The sequence below is a fragment of the Aliihoeflea sp. genome (assembly GCF_052435475.1).
GTDB lineage: Bacteria > Pseudomonadota > Alphaproteobacteria > Rhizobiales > Rhizobiaceae > Aliihoeflea.
Window position 1 is genome coordinate 86,773 of record NZ_JBQVMV010000011.1, and the last position, 14,740, is coordinate 101,512.

11 protein-coding genes are annotated in these 14,740 nt (G+C 65.3%); 9 read left to right on the top strand and 2 right to left on the bottom strand.

All coding sequences use genetic code 11. The features are described from left to right. Positions 1–4: 4 nt before the first annotated feature. The 9 genes from ACT6QU_RS13310 to ACT6QU_RS13350 all read left to right on the top strand — a co-directional run bounded on the left by ACT6QU_RS13310 (position 5) and on the right by ACT6QU_RS13350 (position 10,339). Positions 5–1,237 (top strand): acyl-CoA dehydrogenase family protein, encoded by a 1,233-nt coding sequence (locus ACT6QU_RS13310; RefSeq protein ID WP_444565020.1) that lies wholly within the window; start codon positions 5–7, stop codon positions 1,235–1,237. Then, positions 1,237–2,208 (top strand): NADPH:quinone oxidoreductase family protein, encoded by a 972-nt coding sequence (locus ACT6QU_RS13315; protein ID WP_444565017.1) that lies wholly within the window; start codon positions 1,237–1,239, stop codon positions 2,206–2,208. The genes ACT6QU_RS13310 and ACT6QU_RS13315 overlap by 1 nt, the downstream gene beginning before the upstream one ends. A 10-nt stretch (positions 2,209–2,218) precedes the next feature. Continuing rightward, the gene (locus tag ACT6QU_RS13320) at positions 2,219–3,253 is read left to right on the top strand and encodes a zinc-binding dehydrogenase (RefSeq protein WP_444565018.1); all 1,035 of its coding nucleotides are present in this window, start codon (positions 2,219–2,221) and stop codon (positions 3,251–3,253) included. A 108-nt stretch (positions 3,254–3,361) separates the two neighbouring features. After that, the gene (locus tag ACT6QU_RS13325) at positions 3,362–4,231 is read left to right on the top strand and encodes a branched-chain amino acid ABC transporter permease (RefSeq protein ID WP_244437434.1); all 870 of its coding nucleotides are present in this window, start codon (positions 3,362–3,364) and stop codon (positions 4,229–4,231) included. 4 nt (positions 4,232–4,235) lie between these two features. Further along, positions 4,236–5,336, top strand: a complete 1,101-nt coding sequence (locus tag ACT6QU_RS13330) for a branched-chain amino acid ABC transporter permease (protein WP_024587781.1) — start codon at positions 4,236–4,238, stop codon at positions 5,334–5,336. Next, positions 5,333–6,118, top strand: a complete 786-nt coding sequence (locus tag ACT6QU_RS13335; protein WP_444565890.1) for an ABC transporter ATP-binding protein — start codon at positions 5,333–5,335, stop codon at positions 6,116–6,118. Before ACT6QU_RS13330 ends, ACT6QU_RS13335 begins: the two co-directional genes overlap by 4 nt. Continuing rightward, on the top strand, positions 6,115–6,921 hold the full coding sequence (locus tag ACT6QU_RS13340; protein WP_444565889.1) for an ABC transporter ATP-binding protein: 807 nt from the start codon (positions 6,115–6,117) through the stop codon (positions 6,919–6,921). The genes ACT6QU_RS13335 and ACT6QU_RS13340 overlap by 4 nt, the downstream gene beginning before the upstream one ends. A 241-nt stretch (positions 6,922–7,162) precedes the next feature. After that, on the top strand, positions 7,163–9,052 hold the full coding sequence (locus tag ACT6QU_RS13345; protein WP_444565888.1) for an AMP-dependent synthetase/ligase: 1,890 nt from the start codon (positions 7,163–7,165) through the stop codon (positions 9,050–9,052). 48 nt (positions 9,053–9,100) lie between these two features. Further along, positions 9,101–10,339 (top strand): ABC transporter substrate-binding protein, encoded by a 1,239-nt coding sequence (locus ACT6QU_RS13350; RefSeq protein ID WP_444565887.1) that lies wholly within the window; start codon positions 9,101–9,103, stop codon positions 10,337–10,339. A gap of 70 nt (positions 10,340–10,409) precedes the next feature. Here the strand turns inward: ACT6QU_RS13350 and ACT6QU_RS13355 are convergent, their stop codons facing one another. Both ACT6QU_RS13355 and ACT6QU_RS13360 read right to left on the bottom strand, forming a co-directional pair. Continuing rightward, positions 10,410–13,547: an efflux RND transporter permease subunit gene (locus ACT6QU_RS13355; protein WP_444565886.1), complete on the bottom strand. Its 3,138-nt coding sequence runs from the start codon at positions 13,545–13,547 to the stop codon at positions 10,410–10,412. Positions 13,548–13,559: 12 nt separating this feature from the next. Then, the gene (locus ACT6QU_RS13360; RefSeq protein WP_444565885.1) at positions 13,560–14,735 is read right to left on the bottom strand and encodes an efflux RND transporter periplasmic adaptor subunit; all 1,176 of its coding nucleotides are present in this window, start codon (positions 14,733–14,735) and stop codon (positions 13,560–13,562) included. Positions 14,736–14,740 lie beyond the last annotated feature (5 nt).

A 14,740-nucleotide genomic window follows, 5' to 3' on the forward strand; every position in this document is an offset into this window, starting at 1 on the left:
CGAGATGAACCTCGCCATGAGCGAGAAGGTCAGGCCGCTGCACGATAAGGTCGCGCGCATGGTGCGCGAAGAGATCATGCCGCTCGACGAGGAGTTCCTGTCCGAGATCGGCAAGGACGGCGACCGCTGGACTCACACGAAACGCCAGACCGAGATCATGGAAGGGCTGAAGGCCAAGGCGCGCGAGCGCGGCCTCTGGAACTTCTGGCTCACCCATTCCGACCGCGGCTACGGCCTGACGACGGTCGAATATGCCTATCTCGCCGAGGAAATGGGCAAGGCGCATCTGGGCGCCGAAGCCTTCAACTGCTCGGCGCCCGACACCGGCAACATGGAAGTGCTGGAACGCTATGGCGCGCCCGAGCACAAGGAGCGCTGGCTGAAGCCGCTCCTCAACGGCGAAATCCGTTCCGCCTACCTGATGACCGAGCCGGACGTCGCTTCGTCCGACGCCACCAACATCGCCATGAGCTGCGTTCGTGACGGCGACGACTACGTCCTCAATGGCGAGAAATGGTGGTCGTCAGGCGCGGGCGACCCGCGTTGCAAGATCTATATCACCATGGTCGCTTCCCCCTCGGCCGACCGCCCGAAGCATCAGCAGCATTCGATGATCCTGGTGCCCGCCGATGCGAAGGGCGTCACCAAGCTGCGCGCCATGCAGGTCTATGGCGACGACGACGCCCCGCACGGCCATCTGCATCTGAAATTCGAGGACGTGCGCGTCCCGGCGTCGAACCTGATCCTCGGCGAGGGCAGGGGCTTCGAGATCGCGCAGGGCCGCCTCGGGCCCGGCCGCATCCACCATTGCATGCGCGCCATCGGCCAGGCCGAAATGGCGCTCGAACTGATGTGCAAGCGTTCCTTGCGCCGGGAAGCCTTCGGCAAGAAACTCGCGCAGCTCGGCGCCAATTTCGACATCATCGCGGAGTGCCGCATGGAGATCGAAATGGCCCGGCTCCTCTGCCTCAAGGCAGCCTGGATGATCGACCAGGGCGACAAGAAGGCCGCTGCGCCGTGGATCAGCCAGATCAAGGTCGTCGCACCGCGCGTCGCGCTCAAGGTCACCGACGAGGCCGTGCAGATGTATGGCGGGCAGGGCATCAGCCAGGACACCCCGCTCGCCCGCTCCTGGACGCACCTCAGGACCCTCCGCCTCGCCGACGGCCCCGACGCCGTCCACCGCCGCCAGGTCGCCCGCGAGGAACTGAAGAAATACACGCAGGAGAAGGTGTGATGATGAAAGCCATCGTCGCCCGCGATTACGGGCCCCTCGACCAGCTCGACTATGCCGACTGGCCGGAGCCCGAAATCGGCCCGAAGACGGTCGTCATCGATGCCGCGATGATCGGCGTCAACTATCCCGACGGCCTTCTCGTCCAGGGCCTCTACCAGATGAAACCCGAGACGCCCTTCGTGCCAGGCATGGAGGTGGCGGGCCGCGTCTCGGCCATCGGCGAGGGCGTGACGCGCTTCAAGGTCGGCGATCGGGTCGGCTCGGTTTCCGCGCTCGGCGCCTATGCCGAGAAAGTGGCGGCCGACGAGAACGCCGTCATGCCTTTGCCGGACGGCCTCACCGACGAAGACGCCTGTGCGCTGATGTGCGGTTTCGGCACCGCGCATCACGCCTTGAAGCAGCGCGGCCAGTTGCAGCCCGGCGAGACGCTCTGCGTGCTCGGCGCGTCGGGCGCGACCGGCGTCGCGGCGGTCCAGATCGGCAAGGCGATGGGCGCGAAGGTCATCGCCGTCGCCTCGACCCCGGAGAAACAGAACGTGGCGAAACAGGCTGGCGCAGACATCGTGCTCGGCTACGACAATCTCAAGGACGCGCTCAAGCAGGCGACCGGCGGCAAGGGCGTCGACGTCGCCTTCGATCCGGTCGGCGGCGAGGGCTTCGACGTTCTCTCGCGCTCGATGGGCTGGGGCGGGCGCCTGCTCGTCATCGGCTTTGCCTCCGGCACAATCCCCAAGCTTCCCGTCAACCTGACGCTGGTCAAGGGCTACAGCGTCGTCGGCGTCTTCTGGGGCGCGTTCACCGCCAAGGAGCCGAAGGTCAATGCCGACAATATGAAGGAGCTGATCGGCTGGTATCTGGACGGCAAGGTCAAGCCGGTAATCGAGGGCATCTATCCGCTCTCGGACGCGCCCGCCATCCTGAAGCGCGTGCTCGGTCGCGGTGCGACCGGCAAGATCGTCCTGAAGCCATGAAGGAGACGAGATGACCCTCCCCAAGACCATGAACGCGCTGCTGCTCAGGAACGACGGCTATGCGCGCGAGCATTCCGGCACCGCGCTCGAAGCGATGGAGCCCTATGTCGAGGCCGGCACGATCGAGGTGCCCGCGCCCGGCCCGAGCCAGGTTCTCGTCAAGGTTGCGCTCGCGGCCATCAATCCATCGGACGTCATGTTCCTGAAGGGCCTCTACGGCCAGCCGCGCAAGCAAGGCCAGCCTGCCGGCTTCGAGGGCGTGGGCGAGGTCGTCGCCGCCGGTGCCGAGGCGCAAGGGCTGGTCCGCAAGCGCGTCGCCTTCGCCACCGGCCTCTCCAACTGGGGAAGCTGGGCCGACTATGCGGTTGCCGAGGCCGGCGCCTGCATCCCGATCATGGACGGCGTTCGCGACGAGGATGCGGCGGCGATGATCGTCAACCCGCTCACCGCGCTCGCCATGTTCGGCATCGTCAAGGACGAGGGCGAGAAGGCGTTCGTCGTCACCGCCGGCGCGAGCCAGCTCTGCAAGCTGATGATCGCGGTCGCCAAGGATGAAGGCTACCGGCCCATCGCCATCGTGCGCCGGGACGACCAGATCGAGCCCTTGAAGGCGATCGGCGCGGCGCATGTGCTCAATGCCGAGAGCGCCGATTTCGACCGGCAGCTCGCCGAGGTGCTGGGCCAGGAGAAGCCGCGCATCTTCCTCGACGCCGTCACCGGGCCACTCGCCGCCAAGATCTTCCACACGATGGGCAAGCGCGCGCGCTGGATCGTCTATGGCCGTCTCGACCCCGAGACGACGCCCATCATCGAGCCTGGCCAGATGATCTTCATGCACAAGAAGATCGAGGGTTTCTGGCTAACCGAATGGATGCGCACGGCCGGCAACGACAAGCGCATGGCGGCCGTCATAGAGGCGCAGAAGCGCTTTGCCGACGGACGCTGGAAGACGGACGTGACCGCGATCGTGCCGCTCGCAGATGCGGTCGAGCGGGTGGCGGGTGAACTCGCCCGGCCGAACGGAAAGGTATTCATCAGGCCATGACGAAAACGGGCGCGGGAGGAGCTTGCGCACCCGTTCTGGCAGCTTAAGGTTGAAGGACATCGCGGCGTCAGATCGCGTGTCATAAAGTGGAGGAGAACGTCCTTGGACGTGTTGCAGCTCATCGTCAGCGGCCTTGCGAATGGCTGCGTGTACGGCCTCATCGCCATGGGGTTCGTGCTGATCTACAAGGCGACCGAAGCGGTCAATTTCGCCCAAGGCGATTTCATGATGCTCGGCGCCTTCATCTGTCTCGGTCTCACCAATCCCCAGTTCATGGGCCTGCCCTTCTGGGTGTCGGTGCCGATCGCCATCGCGATCATGGGCGCCTTCGGCTATGCGCTGGATCTGGTGGTGCTGCGGCGCATGTTCGGCCAGTCGCAGATCGCCATCGTCATCCTCACCATCGCCCTCGGCTTCGTGCTGCGCTTTGCCGCCGGCGTCATCTGGGGGCATGAGCCGATCTCGCTCGCCTCGCCCATCGCCGGTCGCGACGTGCGTTTCGGCGGCGTGGTGCTCGGGCTCGACGAGGTGATGGTCATCGCGGTGACGGGCATCCTGACGCTGCTCCTCTACCTCTACTTCAACCGCACCAAGCTCGGCGTCGCCATGCAGGCGTCCTCGCAGAACCAGCTTGCCGCCTACTACATGGGCATCCCGGTCAAGCGCATCCATTCGCTGATCTGGGCGCTGTCGGGCATGACGGCGGCGGTCGCGGGCATCCTCTTCGCCTCCAAGGGCTCCATCGACCCGTCGATCGGGCTCCTCGGCATCAAGGCGTTCGCGGCGGCGGTCATCGGCGGGTTCGGCTCGCTGCCGGGCGCGCTTCTGGGCGGCATCATCGTCGGCCTGATCGAGCCCTTCTCGGGCCGCTACATGCCGTCGGGCTACTCGCAGATCATGCCCTATCTCCTGCTCTTCCTCATCCTGATTTTCCGACCGCACGGCATCCTTGCCCAGGTCCACGCGAAGAAGGTGTGAGGACATGAGAACCGTTTTCAAAACGTCCTACGACGCCGACATCAATCTCTTCCGCCACCCCCAGCAGATGGGCTGGTATCTCGCTCTGTTCGCGGTTGCCCTCGCGCTGCCGTTCCTCTTGTCGAACTTCGCGCTCGGCGAGGCGACGAACGTGCTGATCTGGGCCATCGCCTGCATGGGGCTCATGATCCTCGTCGGCCAGTCCGGACAGGCGAGCCTCGGCCACGCCGCGTTCCTCGCCATCGGCTGCTATGCCAACATCCTCTTGCAGACCCGGCTCGGCCTACCCTTCCTGATCACCTTCCCGCTCGCGGGGCTGATCGCGGGCATCGCCGGTGCGCTGATCGCCATGCCGATGACCAAGCTGCACGGCATTTATCTCGCCATCGGCACCATCGCGGTCGTCATCCTGGTCGAGGATTTCATCGTCATCGCGACGCCGCTGACCAATGGCGTCATCGGCCTCATCGCGCCGCCGATCCAGATCTTTGGCCTCGTCATCGACCGCTATTCGACGCCCAACCTCCTCTACTACCTGACGCTCGCCATCACGCTTCTGGTGGTGCTTTTCTACCGCAATCTCCTGCGCTCGCCGCTCGGCCGGTCCTTCGCCGCCATCCGCGATTCGGAGATTTCGGCGCAGGCGATGGGCGTCAACGTGGCGCGCACCAAGACGGTCGCCTTCGGCATCTCCACCGGCATCACCGGTCTCGCCGGGGCGCTGATGGGCCACTATGCGGGCATCTTCAACAACGAGACGTTCAATCTCATCATCTCGATCCAGCTTCTCCTCGCCATCGTCATCGGCGGGCTGGGCTCGATCCACGGCGCGTTCTTCGGCGCGGCGGTGGTGGCGATGCTGCCGCAGTCGATCGCGGTCGCGCGCGATTTCCTGACCCGCATGATCGGCGGCGGCTCGATCGCGATCCCCGGCATGGAAACGGCGATCTTCGGCCTGATCCTGATCCTGTTCATCCTGTTCGAGCCGATGGGCATCTATGGCCGGTGGGTGAAGATCCGAACCTATTTCGAGCTCTTCCCCTTCTACCGGAAGGACATGTTCCGCCGCCAGAAGGCCTATCTCAAGACGGAGCGGATGCGATGAGCTTGCTCGAACTCGACAACGTCACGCTGCGCTTCGGCGGCCTCACCGCCGTCAGCCAGGTCTCCTTCTCGGTGGAGGAGGGCGAGGTCTTCGCACTGGTCGGCCCCAACGGCGCCGGCAAGTCGACGATCTTCAACCTGATCAGCCGCATCTACGATCCGGCCGAAGGCGACATCCGCTTCGACGGCAAGTCGATCCTCGACCGCAAGCCGCACGAGATCGCACGGCTCGGCATCGCCCGCACCTTCCAGAACATCGAACTCTTCGATCATGCGACGGTGATGCAGAACCTGCTCGTCGGTCGCCACCGCCATCGCCACAGCCGCATGTGGTCCGAGCTTCTCTTCACGCCCTTCGTGCGGCGCGAGGAGCGCCGCCACCGCGAGGCGATCGAGAAGGTCATCGACTTCCTCGACCTCCAGGCCTACCGCGACAAGTACATCGCCGGCCTTCCCTATGGCGTGCGCAAGGTCGTCGAAATGGGCCGCGCGCTCGCCATCGAACCGCGCCTGCTCCTGCTCGACGAGCCGGCCTCGGGCCTTTCGGTCGAGGAGACGCAGGACGTCGCCTTCTGGGTCGAGGACATCAAGAAGCAGATGGGCGTCACCGTCCTGATGGTCGAACACGACATGCACCTCGTCGCCTCGGTGTCGGATCGTGTGCTGGCGCTTGCCGACGGCAAGATGCTCGCCATGGGCACGCCGCACGAGGTGCAGAACCATCCCAAGGTGGTCGAAGCCTATATCGGCGTCGCCGACGAACACGAAAAGGTGCTGGCATGACCATGACCGCGCAGCCCACGCCGGCCGTCGAGGCCAAGACCATCCTGTCGATCAAGAACCTCGAAAGCTATTATGGGCCGATCATGGCCATCCGCGGCGCCAGCCTTGATGTGCGCGAGGGCCAGATCGTCACCGTGCTCGGCGCCAACGGGGCCGGCAAGACGACGCTGCTCAAGACCATCTCGGGCGTCATGGACCCCGAAAAGGGCCAGATCTTCTATGCCGGGCAGAACATCGCCGGCGCCAATCCGGACAAGGTCGTCCGCCTCGGCATGGTCCACGTGCCCGAAGGCCGCGAGGTGTTCCCTCTGCTGACCGTCGAGGAAAATCTGCGGATGGGCGCTTTCACGCGCTCGGACACGGACGGCATCGCCCGCGACGAGGAGATGGTCTACGGCTACTTCCCGATCCTCGCCGAGCGCCGCCGCCAGGCGGCCGGCACGCTTTCGGGCGGCCAGCAGCAGATGTTGGCGATCGGCCGCGGCCTGATGGCCAAGCCCAAGATCATGCTCCTCGACGAACCCTCGCTCGGCCTGTCGCCGCTCCTGGTCAAGGAAATCTTCCAGATCGTGCGCCGGCTCAACAAGGAGCAGGGCGTCACCATCGTCCTCGTCGAGCAGAACGCCAAGGTCGCCCTCGAAGTCGCCGACTATGGCTACGTCATGGAACTCGGCCGCATCGTCATGGCCGACACCGCCGACCGTCTGCTGGCGTCGAAGGACATCCAGGAGTTCTATCTCGGCGTCGTGGAAGAAACCCAGCGCGGCCAGAAGCGCTGGAAGCAGAAGAAGACGTGGCGATGAGCGAGTTTGCACTCATCGTTTCGCGTTCCGCCACGACGCCCGCCACCTCTCCGCGTCATCCCGGAAGCCGGGCGCGAGCGCAGCGAGGCCCGGCTATCCGGGACCCATTCCGTGCCCTCGCGGACGGAACGGAATGGATCCCGCATACCCATTCCTCCGCTTCGCTCGGAACGGGTTGCGGGATGACGCCCGTCAACGCCTGGCATTGCAGGAAGACGCTCTCCATCGGGAGGAAATTGACATGACCATTGCAGAAAAACTGCCGCCCATGCAGACAGTGCGCGGCCATTCCTTCAACCAGGACCTTCAGCGCGCGCCCTTTTATTTCGACGGCTGCGACACGCTGGTGAAGCTCTTCCGCCAGCGCTGCCAGGAACTCGGGCCCAAGATCGCGCATCGCGAGAAGGATTTCGGCATCTGGCTCGCCTATAGCTGGACCGATTTCTACGAGCATGCCCGCCTGATCGGCCTCGGCCTGATCGCGCTCGGGCTGAAGCGCGGCGAGGTCGTTTCCATCCTGTCGGAAGACAACAAGGAGTGGATTTACTCCGATCTCGGCATCCAATCCGTCGGCGGCATCGCGTCGGGTGTCTACACGACCGATTCCGCCAAGCAGCTTCAATATCTCGTCACCGATTCCGACAGCCGCTTCCTGTTCGTCGAAAATGACGAGCAATTGGACAAGTTCCTGTCCGTGCGCGACCAGATGCCCGGGCTTTCCAAGGTGGTCGTCTTCGACCGCGACGGGCTGCACGAATTCGCCGACGACCAGGTCATCTTCCTCGAGGACCTCTACCGGATCGGCCGCGAATTCCTGAAGGAGAACCCCAACCGGTTCGACGAGGAGATCGCGAAGTCGCAGCCGCAGGACACGGCGATCCTGGTCTACACCTCCGGCACGACCGGCCCGCCGAAGGGCGCGATGATCTCGCATTCCAACATCATCGCATCGGTCATCGGCTCGGCGCTGACGCTGCCCGTAACGCCTGACGACGACCAGGTCTGCTTCCTGCCGCTCTGCCACATCCTCGAGCGCCTGATCACGGTCTTCACCCCGATCGGGCTGAAGTCGACCGTCAATTTCGCCGAAAGCCCCGAAACGGTCTTCGACAATGTCCGCGAGGTTTCTCCGCACGTCTTCACCGGCGTCCCGCGCGTGTGGGAAAAAATCTACAGCCGCATCTCGATCATGGCGAACGATTCCACGCCGATCGGCCGCTGGGCCTACCGGCAGGCGGTGAAGACCGGCATGAAACGTGCCGCCGCGCTTGAAGCGGGCGATCCGGTTCCGGCCGGAACCAAGCTCGCCTATTCGTTCTGGGACTTCATGGTGCTCGGCAATCTGCGGCGCATGCTCGGCTTCGACCGTCTGCGGCGCGGCACGACGGGCGCGGCGCCGATCTCGCCCGATCTCTTGAAATGGTACAAGGCCGTGGGCATCACCGTCCTCGAAGGCTACGGCATGACCGAAAGCTCGGGTGTCATCTCGATCAACCTTCTGGAGGATTCGAAGAACGGCAGCGTCGGCAAGGTCGTGCCGGGCTCGCAAGTGCGGATCTCCCCGGAAGGCGAGATCCAGTACAAGGGCGCCAATGTCTTCAAGGGCTATTGGAACAAGCCCGACAAGACCGCCGAGACGATCAGCGAGGATGGCTGGCTGAAGACCGGCGACGTCGGACGCATCGACAATCAAGGCTTCCTCTTCGTCACCGGCCGCGTCAAGGACATTATCATCACCGCCGGCGGCAAGAACATCACCCCGGCCGAGATCGAGAACCGGTTGAAGTTCTCGCCTTACATCTCGGATGCCGTCGTCATCGGCGACAAGCGCAAGTTCCTGTCCTGCCTGATCATGATCGACCAGGAAAACGTCGAAAAGTTCGCGCAGGATCGCAAGGTGCCGTTCAACAATTTCAAGTCACTATGCGCGGCACAGGAGGTGCGCGACCTGATCGGCTCCGTCGTCGACGAGACCAACCGCGAATTCGCCCGCGTGGAGCAGATCAAGGATTTCAGGCTCATCGACGTCCTCCTCACCGCCGAGGATGAGGAACTCACGGCGACGATGAAGCTGAAGAGAAGTTTCGTCGAGCAGAAGCACAAGCCTCTGATCGACGAGATGTACGGTTGAGGAGAACCGTACGAAAACAATGCGGAACAACCCCAGGAGGAGTTTGAAATGAGACTGTTGTTCGGAAAATCCATTCTCGCGCTCGGGCTTGCCGCCGGCATGTCCACCGCGGCCTTCGCCACGCAGGGCGTCACCGACACGGAAGTCGTGATCGGCTCGAACGGCGATCTGTCGGGCATCTTCGCCGCCTTCAATGTCGGCGCCATCAAGGCCGCGCAGAACCTCTTCGACGAGATCAACGCGGAAGGCGGCATCCACGGACGCCAGATCCGCTTCGTCGTCGAGGATCACGGCTACCAGGTGCCGCGCGCCGTGCAGAACTTCAACAAGCTGGTCAATTCCGACCAGGTCTTCGCGATGATCCTGAACCTCGGCACGCCGCACAACATCGCCGGCTTCCAGATCATGGAGCCCAAGCAGGTCGCCAATATCGGCCCGCTCACCTCGGCGCGGCAGATGCTCGAAGGCGACATCACCTACAAATATTCGGGTTTCGCGGCCTACTATGACGGCCTGCGCGCCGGCATCAAGATGCTGGCCGAGGAGGGCGGCGACGAGGTCGCGAACATCTGCTCCATGTACCTGCCGTCCGATTTCGGCCTCGAAGTCCATGAAGCCGCCGTCGACGAGGCCGAGGCGCTCGGCCTGACCTTTGCCGGCGAGACGACGCACCGTCCCGACGAGCAGGATTTCGTCGGCGCCGTCACGCGCCTGCGCGAGCTCAACTGCGACATCATCGCGACCGGCGTCGGCGTGCGCCAGACGATCATCGCGCTCGGCACCGCCAAGCGCCTCGGCTGGAACGACGTCAAGTTCATCGGCTCGTCGGCCGGCTTCAACACCGCCATCGCCAAGGTCGAAGGCGGGGTGACGGAAGGCTACTACGCCGCCGCAGGCTGGGCCGACCATGAGGACCGGATGGACAATCCGGAAGTGAAGGCTTGGGCCGACGGCTATGCCGAGAAGAACGGCGAGCCGGCCGGCACGGCCGCGATCCTTGGCCATGGCGCCGCAACGACGCTGGTCAAGGCGCTCGAGGCTGCAGGTCCCGACCTTACGGCCGAAAGCTTCAAGGACGCGATGGAAAGCCTCGAATATACCGACGTCATCTCCGGTGACATCCCGGTCAAGTACACGCCCGAAGACCACCAGGGCGGCGCGACGATTGTGATCTCGAAGATCGAGGGAGGCAAGTGGATCGAGGTCGGCCGCATCGACCCGACCGAGGAAGCCGCGATGGACGTTGCGCCCGCCGAAGGCGAGGAAGAGACCGACACCGCCGACTGATCGACCGGCCTTCGAAACGACGACGCCGCCCGGGTTTTCCGGGCGGCGTTTTTCGTTGTGCGTGCGCTGATTACTCTGCCGGGGCGAGGTTGGCTTCGGTCGCCGAGGCCTGCGCCAGTTCGCGCTCCAGCCGCTCCTCCTCTTCCACCTTCGGCGTCACCCAGCGGCCGAGCAGCAGATAGGCGACCGGCGTCAGGTAGAGCGTCGAGATGGTGGAGAGGCCAAGCCCGCCGACGATGACCCAGCCGAGCGCGATGCGCGCTTCCGCGCCGGCACCCGAGGCGAGGATCAGCGGCAGCCCGCCGACGATGGTGCACAGCATGGTCATCATCACCGGGCGCAGGCGCACGTTCGAGGCTTCCTCGATCGCGTCGCGCACATTGCGGCCGCGGTCGCGGAGCTGGTTGGCGAACTCGACGATCAGGATGCCGTTCTTGGCCATGATGCCGACAAGCAGCACCAGCCCGATCTGCGAATAGACGTTGAGCGTCGTGCCGGTCATCAGCATGGCGAAAACCGCGCAGGCAAGGCCCAGCGGCACCGTCGCCATGATGATGACGGCGCTGGTGAAGCTTTCGAACTGCGCCCCCAACACGAGGAGCACGATGACGAGCGCGAAGCCCATGATCGTGAACATCGCGCTCGACGTCTCGCCCAGCGTCGCGGCTTCGGCGAGCGGAAGGACGCGCGCGCCTTCGGGCATGTGGCGCTCGGCGATCTGGGTCGCCACCGCCAGCGCCTCGCCGAGCGGGAACCCGTCGGCCAGCGCCGAGGTGATCGACACCGAGCGCAACTGCTCCTCGCGCGACAGTTCCGGCGGCACTGCGATCTCGCGGATCGAGGCGATGGTGGACACCGGCACGAAGCGCCCGTCGCCGGTCTTCAGGTAGATGTTTTCGAGGTCGGTCGGATCGTTGATCGGGTTGGTCGTCGAGACCAGCTTCACCGCAAAGGCGCGGTCGTCGATGAAGACCTCGCCGATCTCGCGTCCGTCGAGCAGCGATTGCAGCGCCTGGGCGAGTCCGGAAATCTCGATGCCGAGGTCGGAGGCCCGCTCGCGGTCGATCGACACGGCAAGCTGGGGCTGGGTGGATTCGGTCGACAGCCGTGCCTGCTGGAAGCGCGGATCGTCCTGCATGTCGGCGACGATCGCCGCCGCGGCCGCGCCCAGATTCTGGTAGTTGTTGCCGAGGATCGCGAATTGCAGGCCGGAACCGGCGCCGCGAATGCCAAGGCTGTTGGGCTGGAAGGCGAAGGCGCGCACGCCCGGCACCTGCTCGACCAGCGCGTTGACCTCGTCGAGGATTTCCTGCTGCGAACGCTCGCGCTCGCTCCAGGGGGCCAGAGTCATGGCGATGAAGCCGGAATTGGTCGAACCGCCCTGGCCGGCAAGCGAGAAGGTGCTCTCGATCTCGCCGGTCTCGCGCAGCGGCTGCATCAGCCGCTCGACCTCGGCCATCTGCTGGGCGAGATAGTCGATCGAGACGCCCTGCGGCGCGGAAATCCGCATGAAGGCGGCGGAGCGGTCCTCCGGCGGCGTCAGTTCGGATTCGAGCAGGCCGAATGCGGCGGCTGCCGCGCCGGCGAAGATGACGGAGACCATCACGACGACGATCGGCGCGTTGAGGCAGGCGGCCAACGTGCGCCGGTAGATTTCGGCGAGCACGCCGCCCAGCCGGCCGATCACGCCGTCGTCCTTGGCATCGTGGCTGCCTTCCTTGAGCATGCGCGAGGCAACCATCGGGCACAGCGACAACGAGACGATCGAGGAGAGGAACACCGCGATCGCCATGACGAAGCCGAATTCGCGGAAGAGCCCGCCAGCCTGGCCGGGCAGGAAGGAGAGCGGCACGAAGACGGCCACCAGCGTCGCCGTCGTCGCCAGGATGGCGAAGAACACTTCGCGCGTGCCGAGCACCGCCGCCGCGCGCGGTCCCATGCCCTGGTTGCGCCGGCGCACGATGTTTTCCAGCACCACGATCGCGTCGTCGACGACGAGGCCCGTCGCCAGCACCAGCGCAAGCAGCGTCAGGATGTTGAGCGAGAAGCCGAGCAGATAGACGGCCGCCACCGTGCCGATCAGCGAGATCGGCAATGCGAGCGCGGGAATGATCGTCGCCCGCCAGTCGCGCAGGAAGACGAAGATGATCAGAAGCACCACCGTCACCGAAATGCCGAGCGCGATCTCGACCTCGTGGATGGCGCCCTGGATGAAGGTCGCGTCGTCGCTGCGCACCGAGACGTTCATGCCTTCCGGCAGGGTCGGGCGAACCCGCTCGACGGCCGCGCGCACGCCCTCGGAAATGTCGAGCGTGTTGGACTGCGCCTGGCGGATGATGCCGAGGCCGATGCCGGGCACGCTGTCGGAGCGCAGGATGGATTCGCCGATGTCCGGACCGAGCGTCACATTCGCGACGTCGCGCAGCCGCGCGCCGCCCGCTATGACGATGTTCTCGAAATCCTCGGGCGTCGTCACCGGCGCGGTGGCGCGCACGACGAGGTCCTGCGTGCTCGAAGACAGGCTGCCCGCCGGCGTGTCGAAGGAGATGGTGTTGAGCGCGGTCTGGATGTCGGCCACCGTCAGGCCGAGGCTCGCCAGCCGGTTCTGGTCGATGTCGATGCGGAAGATCTTCTCGCGCCCGCCATAGACCTGCACGTCGGCGACGCCGGGCACGGAGGCGAACTGGTCGACGAGTTGGTCCTCGATGAAGAGGGTCATGTCCTCGATGTTCATCGAGGATGACGTCACCGAAAGGCGCATGATCGCCTGGGCGTTGTCGTCCGCCTTGACGATCAGCGGCGCCTCGGCATTGTCGGGCAAATTGTTCTGCACCCGGCTCACCGCGTCGCGCATGTCCGAGGCGGCGGTGTCGAGATTGACGTTGTCGTTGAATTCCACCGTCACGCGGGAGCGGCCGAACGATGACGAGGACGAGATCGAGTTGACGCCGGGAACGCGCGAGACGGCGCCTTCGAGGATCGACGTCAGTTCGCGGTCGATGGTTTCGGCCGCCGCGCCGATATAGTCGGTGCGGATGGTGATGACGGGGCGGTCGACATCGGGCAGTTCGCGCACCTCGACGCCGAAGAAGGCGGCAAGGCCGGCCACCGCGATCAGCACGTTGACCACGAAGGCGAGGACGGCGCGGCGCACGAAGAGCGCCGTCATGTCGTTGACGTTGTGGATCTGGTCGGTGCCGTTGGACATGACGCTGCCCCCTTACGAGCCGCGTGCTTCGACGGCGGGCAGGCCTTCCGCCCCCTGGCCGCGGCGCTGCGCGATCCGCACGTCGCCGCCTTCGCGCACGAGATGGATGCCCTCGGAGACGACCTGCATGCCCGGCTCGACCTCGGCCGCGATCAGGATGGAATCGGTGTTGCGCTGGACGACGCGGACGGGCGTGCGCCGGGCGACGCCGTCCTCCACGGTCCAGATGAACGCTCCGTCCGTGCCCCATTGCACGGTCAGCGGATCGACCGCCGGATAGGTTTCGCCGGCAAAGGTCATGCGGACCTGAAAGGACATGCCGGCGCGCAGCGCGTCGCTCGGATTGTCGATCGTCGCCTCGACGCGCAGCGTGCGGCTTTCCGCATCCACGCGGTTGTCGATGGCGCTCACCTCGCCGCGAAACACCTCGTTCGGCCGGGCGATCAGCGAGGCCTCGATCTCGGCGCCGACCTCGATGGCTCCGGCATAGCGTTCCGGTGCCCAGAAATCGATGAGGATCGACGTGCGGTCGTCGATCGACGCGATCTCGGTCGAACTCGTCACATAGTTGCCAACCGAAACGGGAAGGATGCCGACGATGCCGGAAATCGGCGCCTCGATCTGGCGGCGGTCGAGCGCCAGTTCGGCGTCCGCGAGTTCGAGCCGCGCATTCTCGACGCCGAGCTGCGCCTCGGTCACCTGCACCTGCGAGGCCGTGTTCGAGGAGCGAAGCTGATTGACGCGCTCCAGCCGAGCCTGCGCGTCTTCGAGCGCAAAGCGGGCGCGCTCCGCGCCGATCGTCTCCGCCTGCGAATCGAGCCGTGCGATGATGTCGCCGGCTTCCACCGTCGAGCCGGAGCGCACCAGAATTTCCGTCAGCCGTCCCGAGGCGAAAGGCGTCACCGCAACCGTTTCGGCCGCGCGGCCGGTGCCGATCGCCTGAAGTCGGTCATTGATCGTCGCGGTCGTGACCGGCGTCGTTATGACGCCGCCTCCGCCTCCGCCACCCGCGCCGCCGCGTCCCTGTCCGCCGCGTGCCGCCGGGGCGGAGGCTTCCGTGGCGGCCGGTGCCGAGCCGATACCGAAGCTCGCCAGCGTCTCGCGCGATCCGGGCACGAAGAAAACCCACGCTGCGGCGCCGATGGCGAGCAAGGCGATGCAGACGATGAGCTGTTTCCAGATCGGCATGGGTG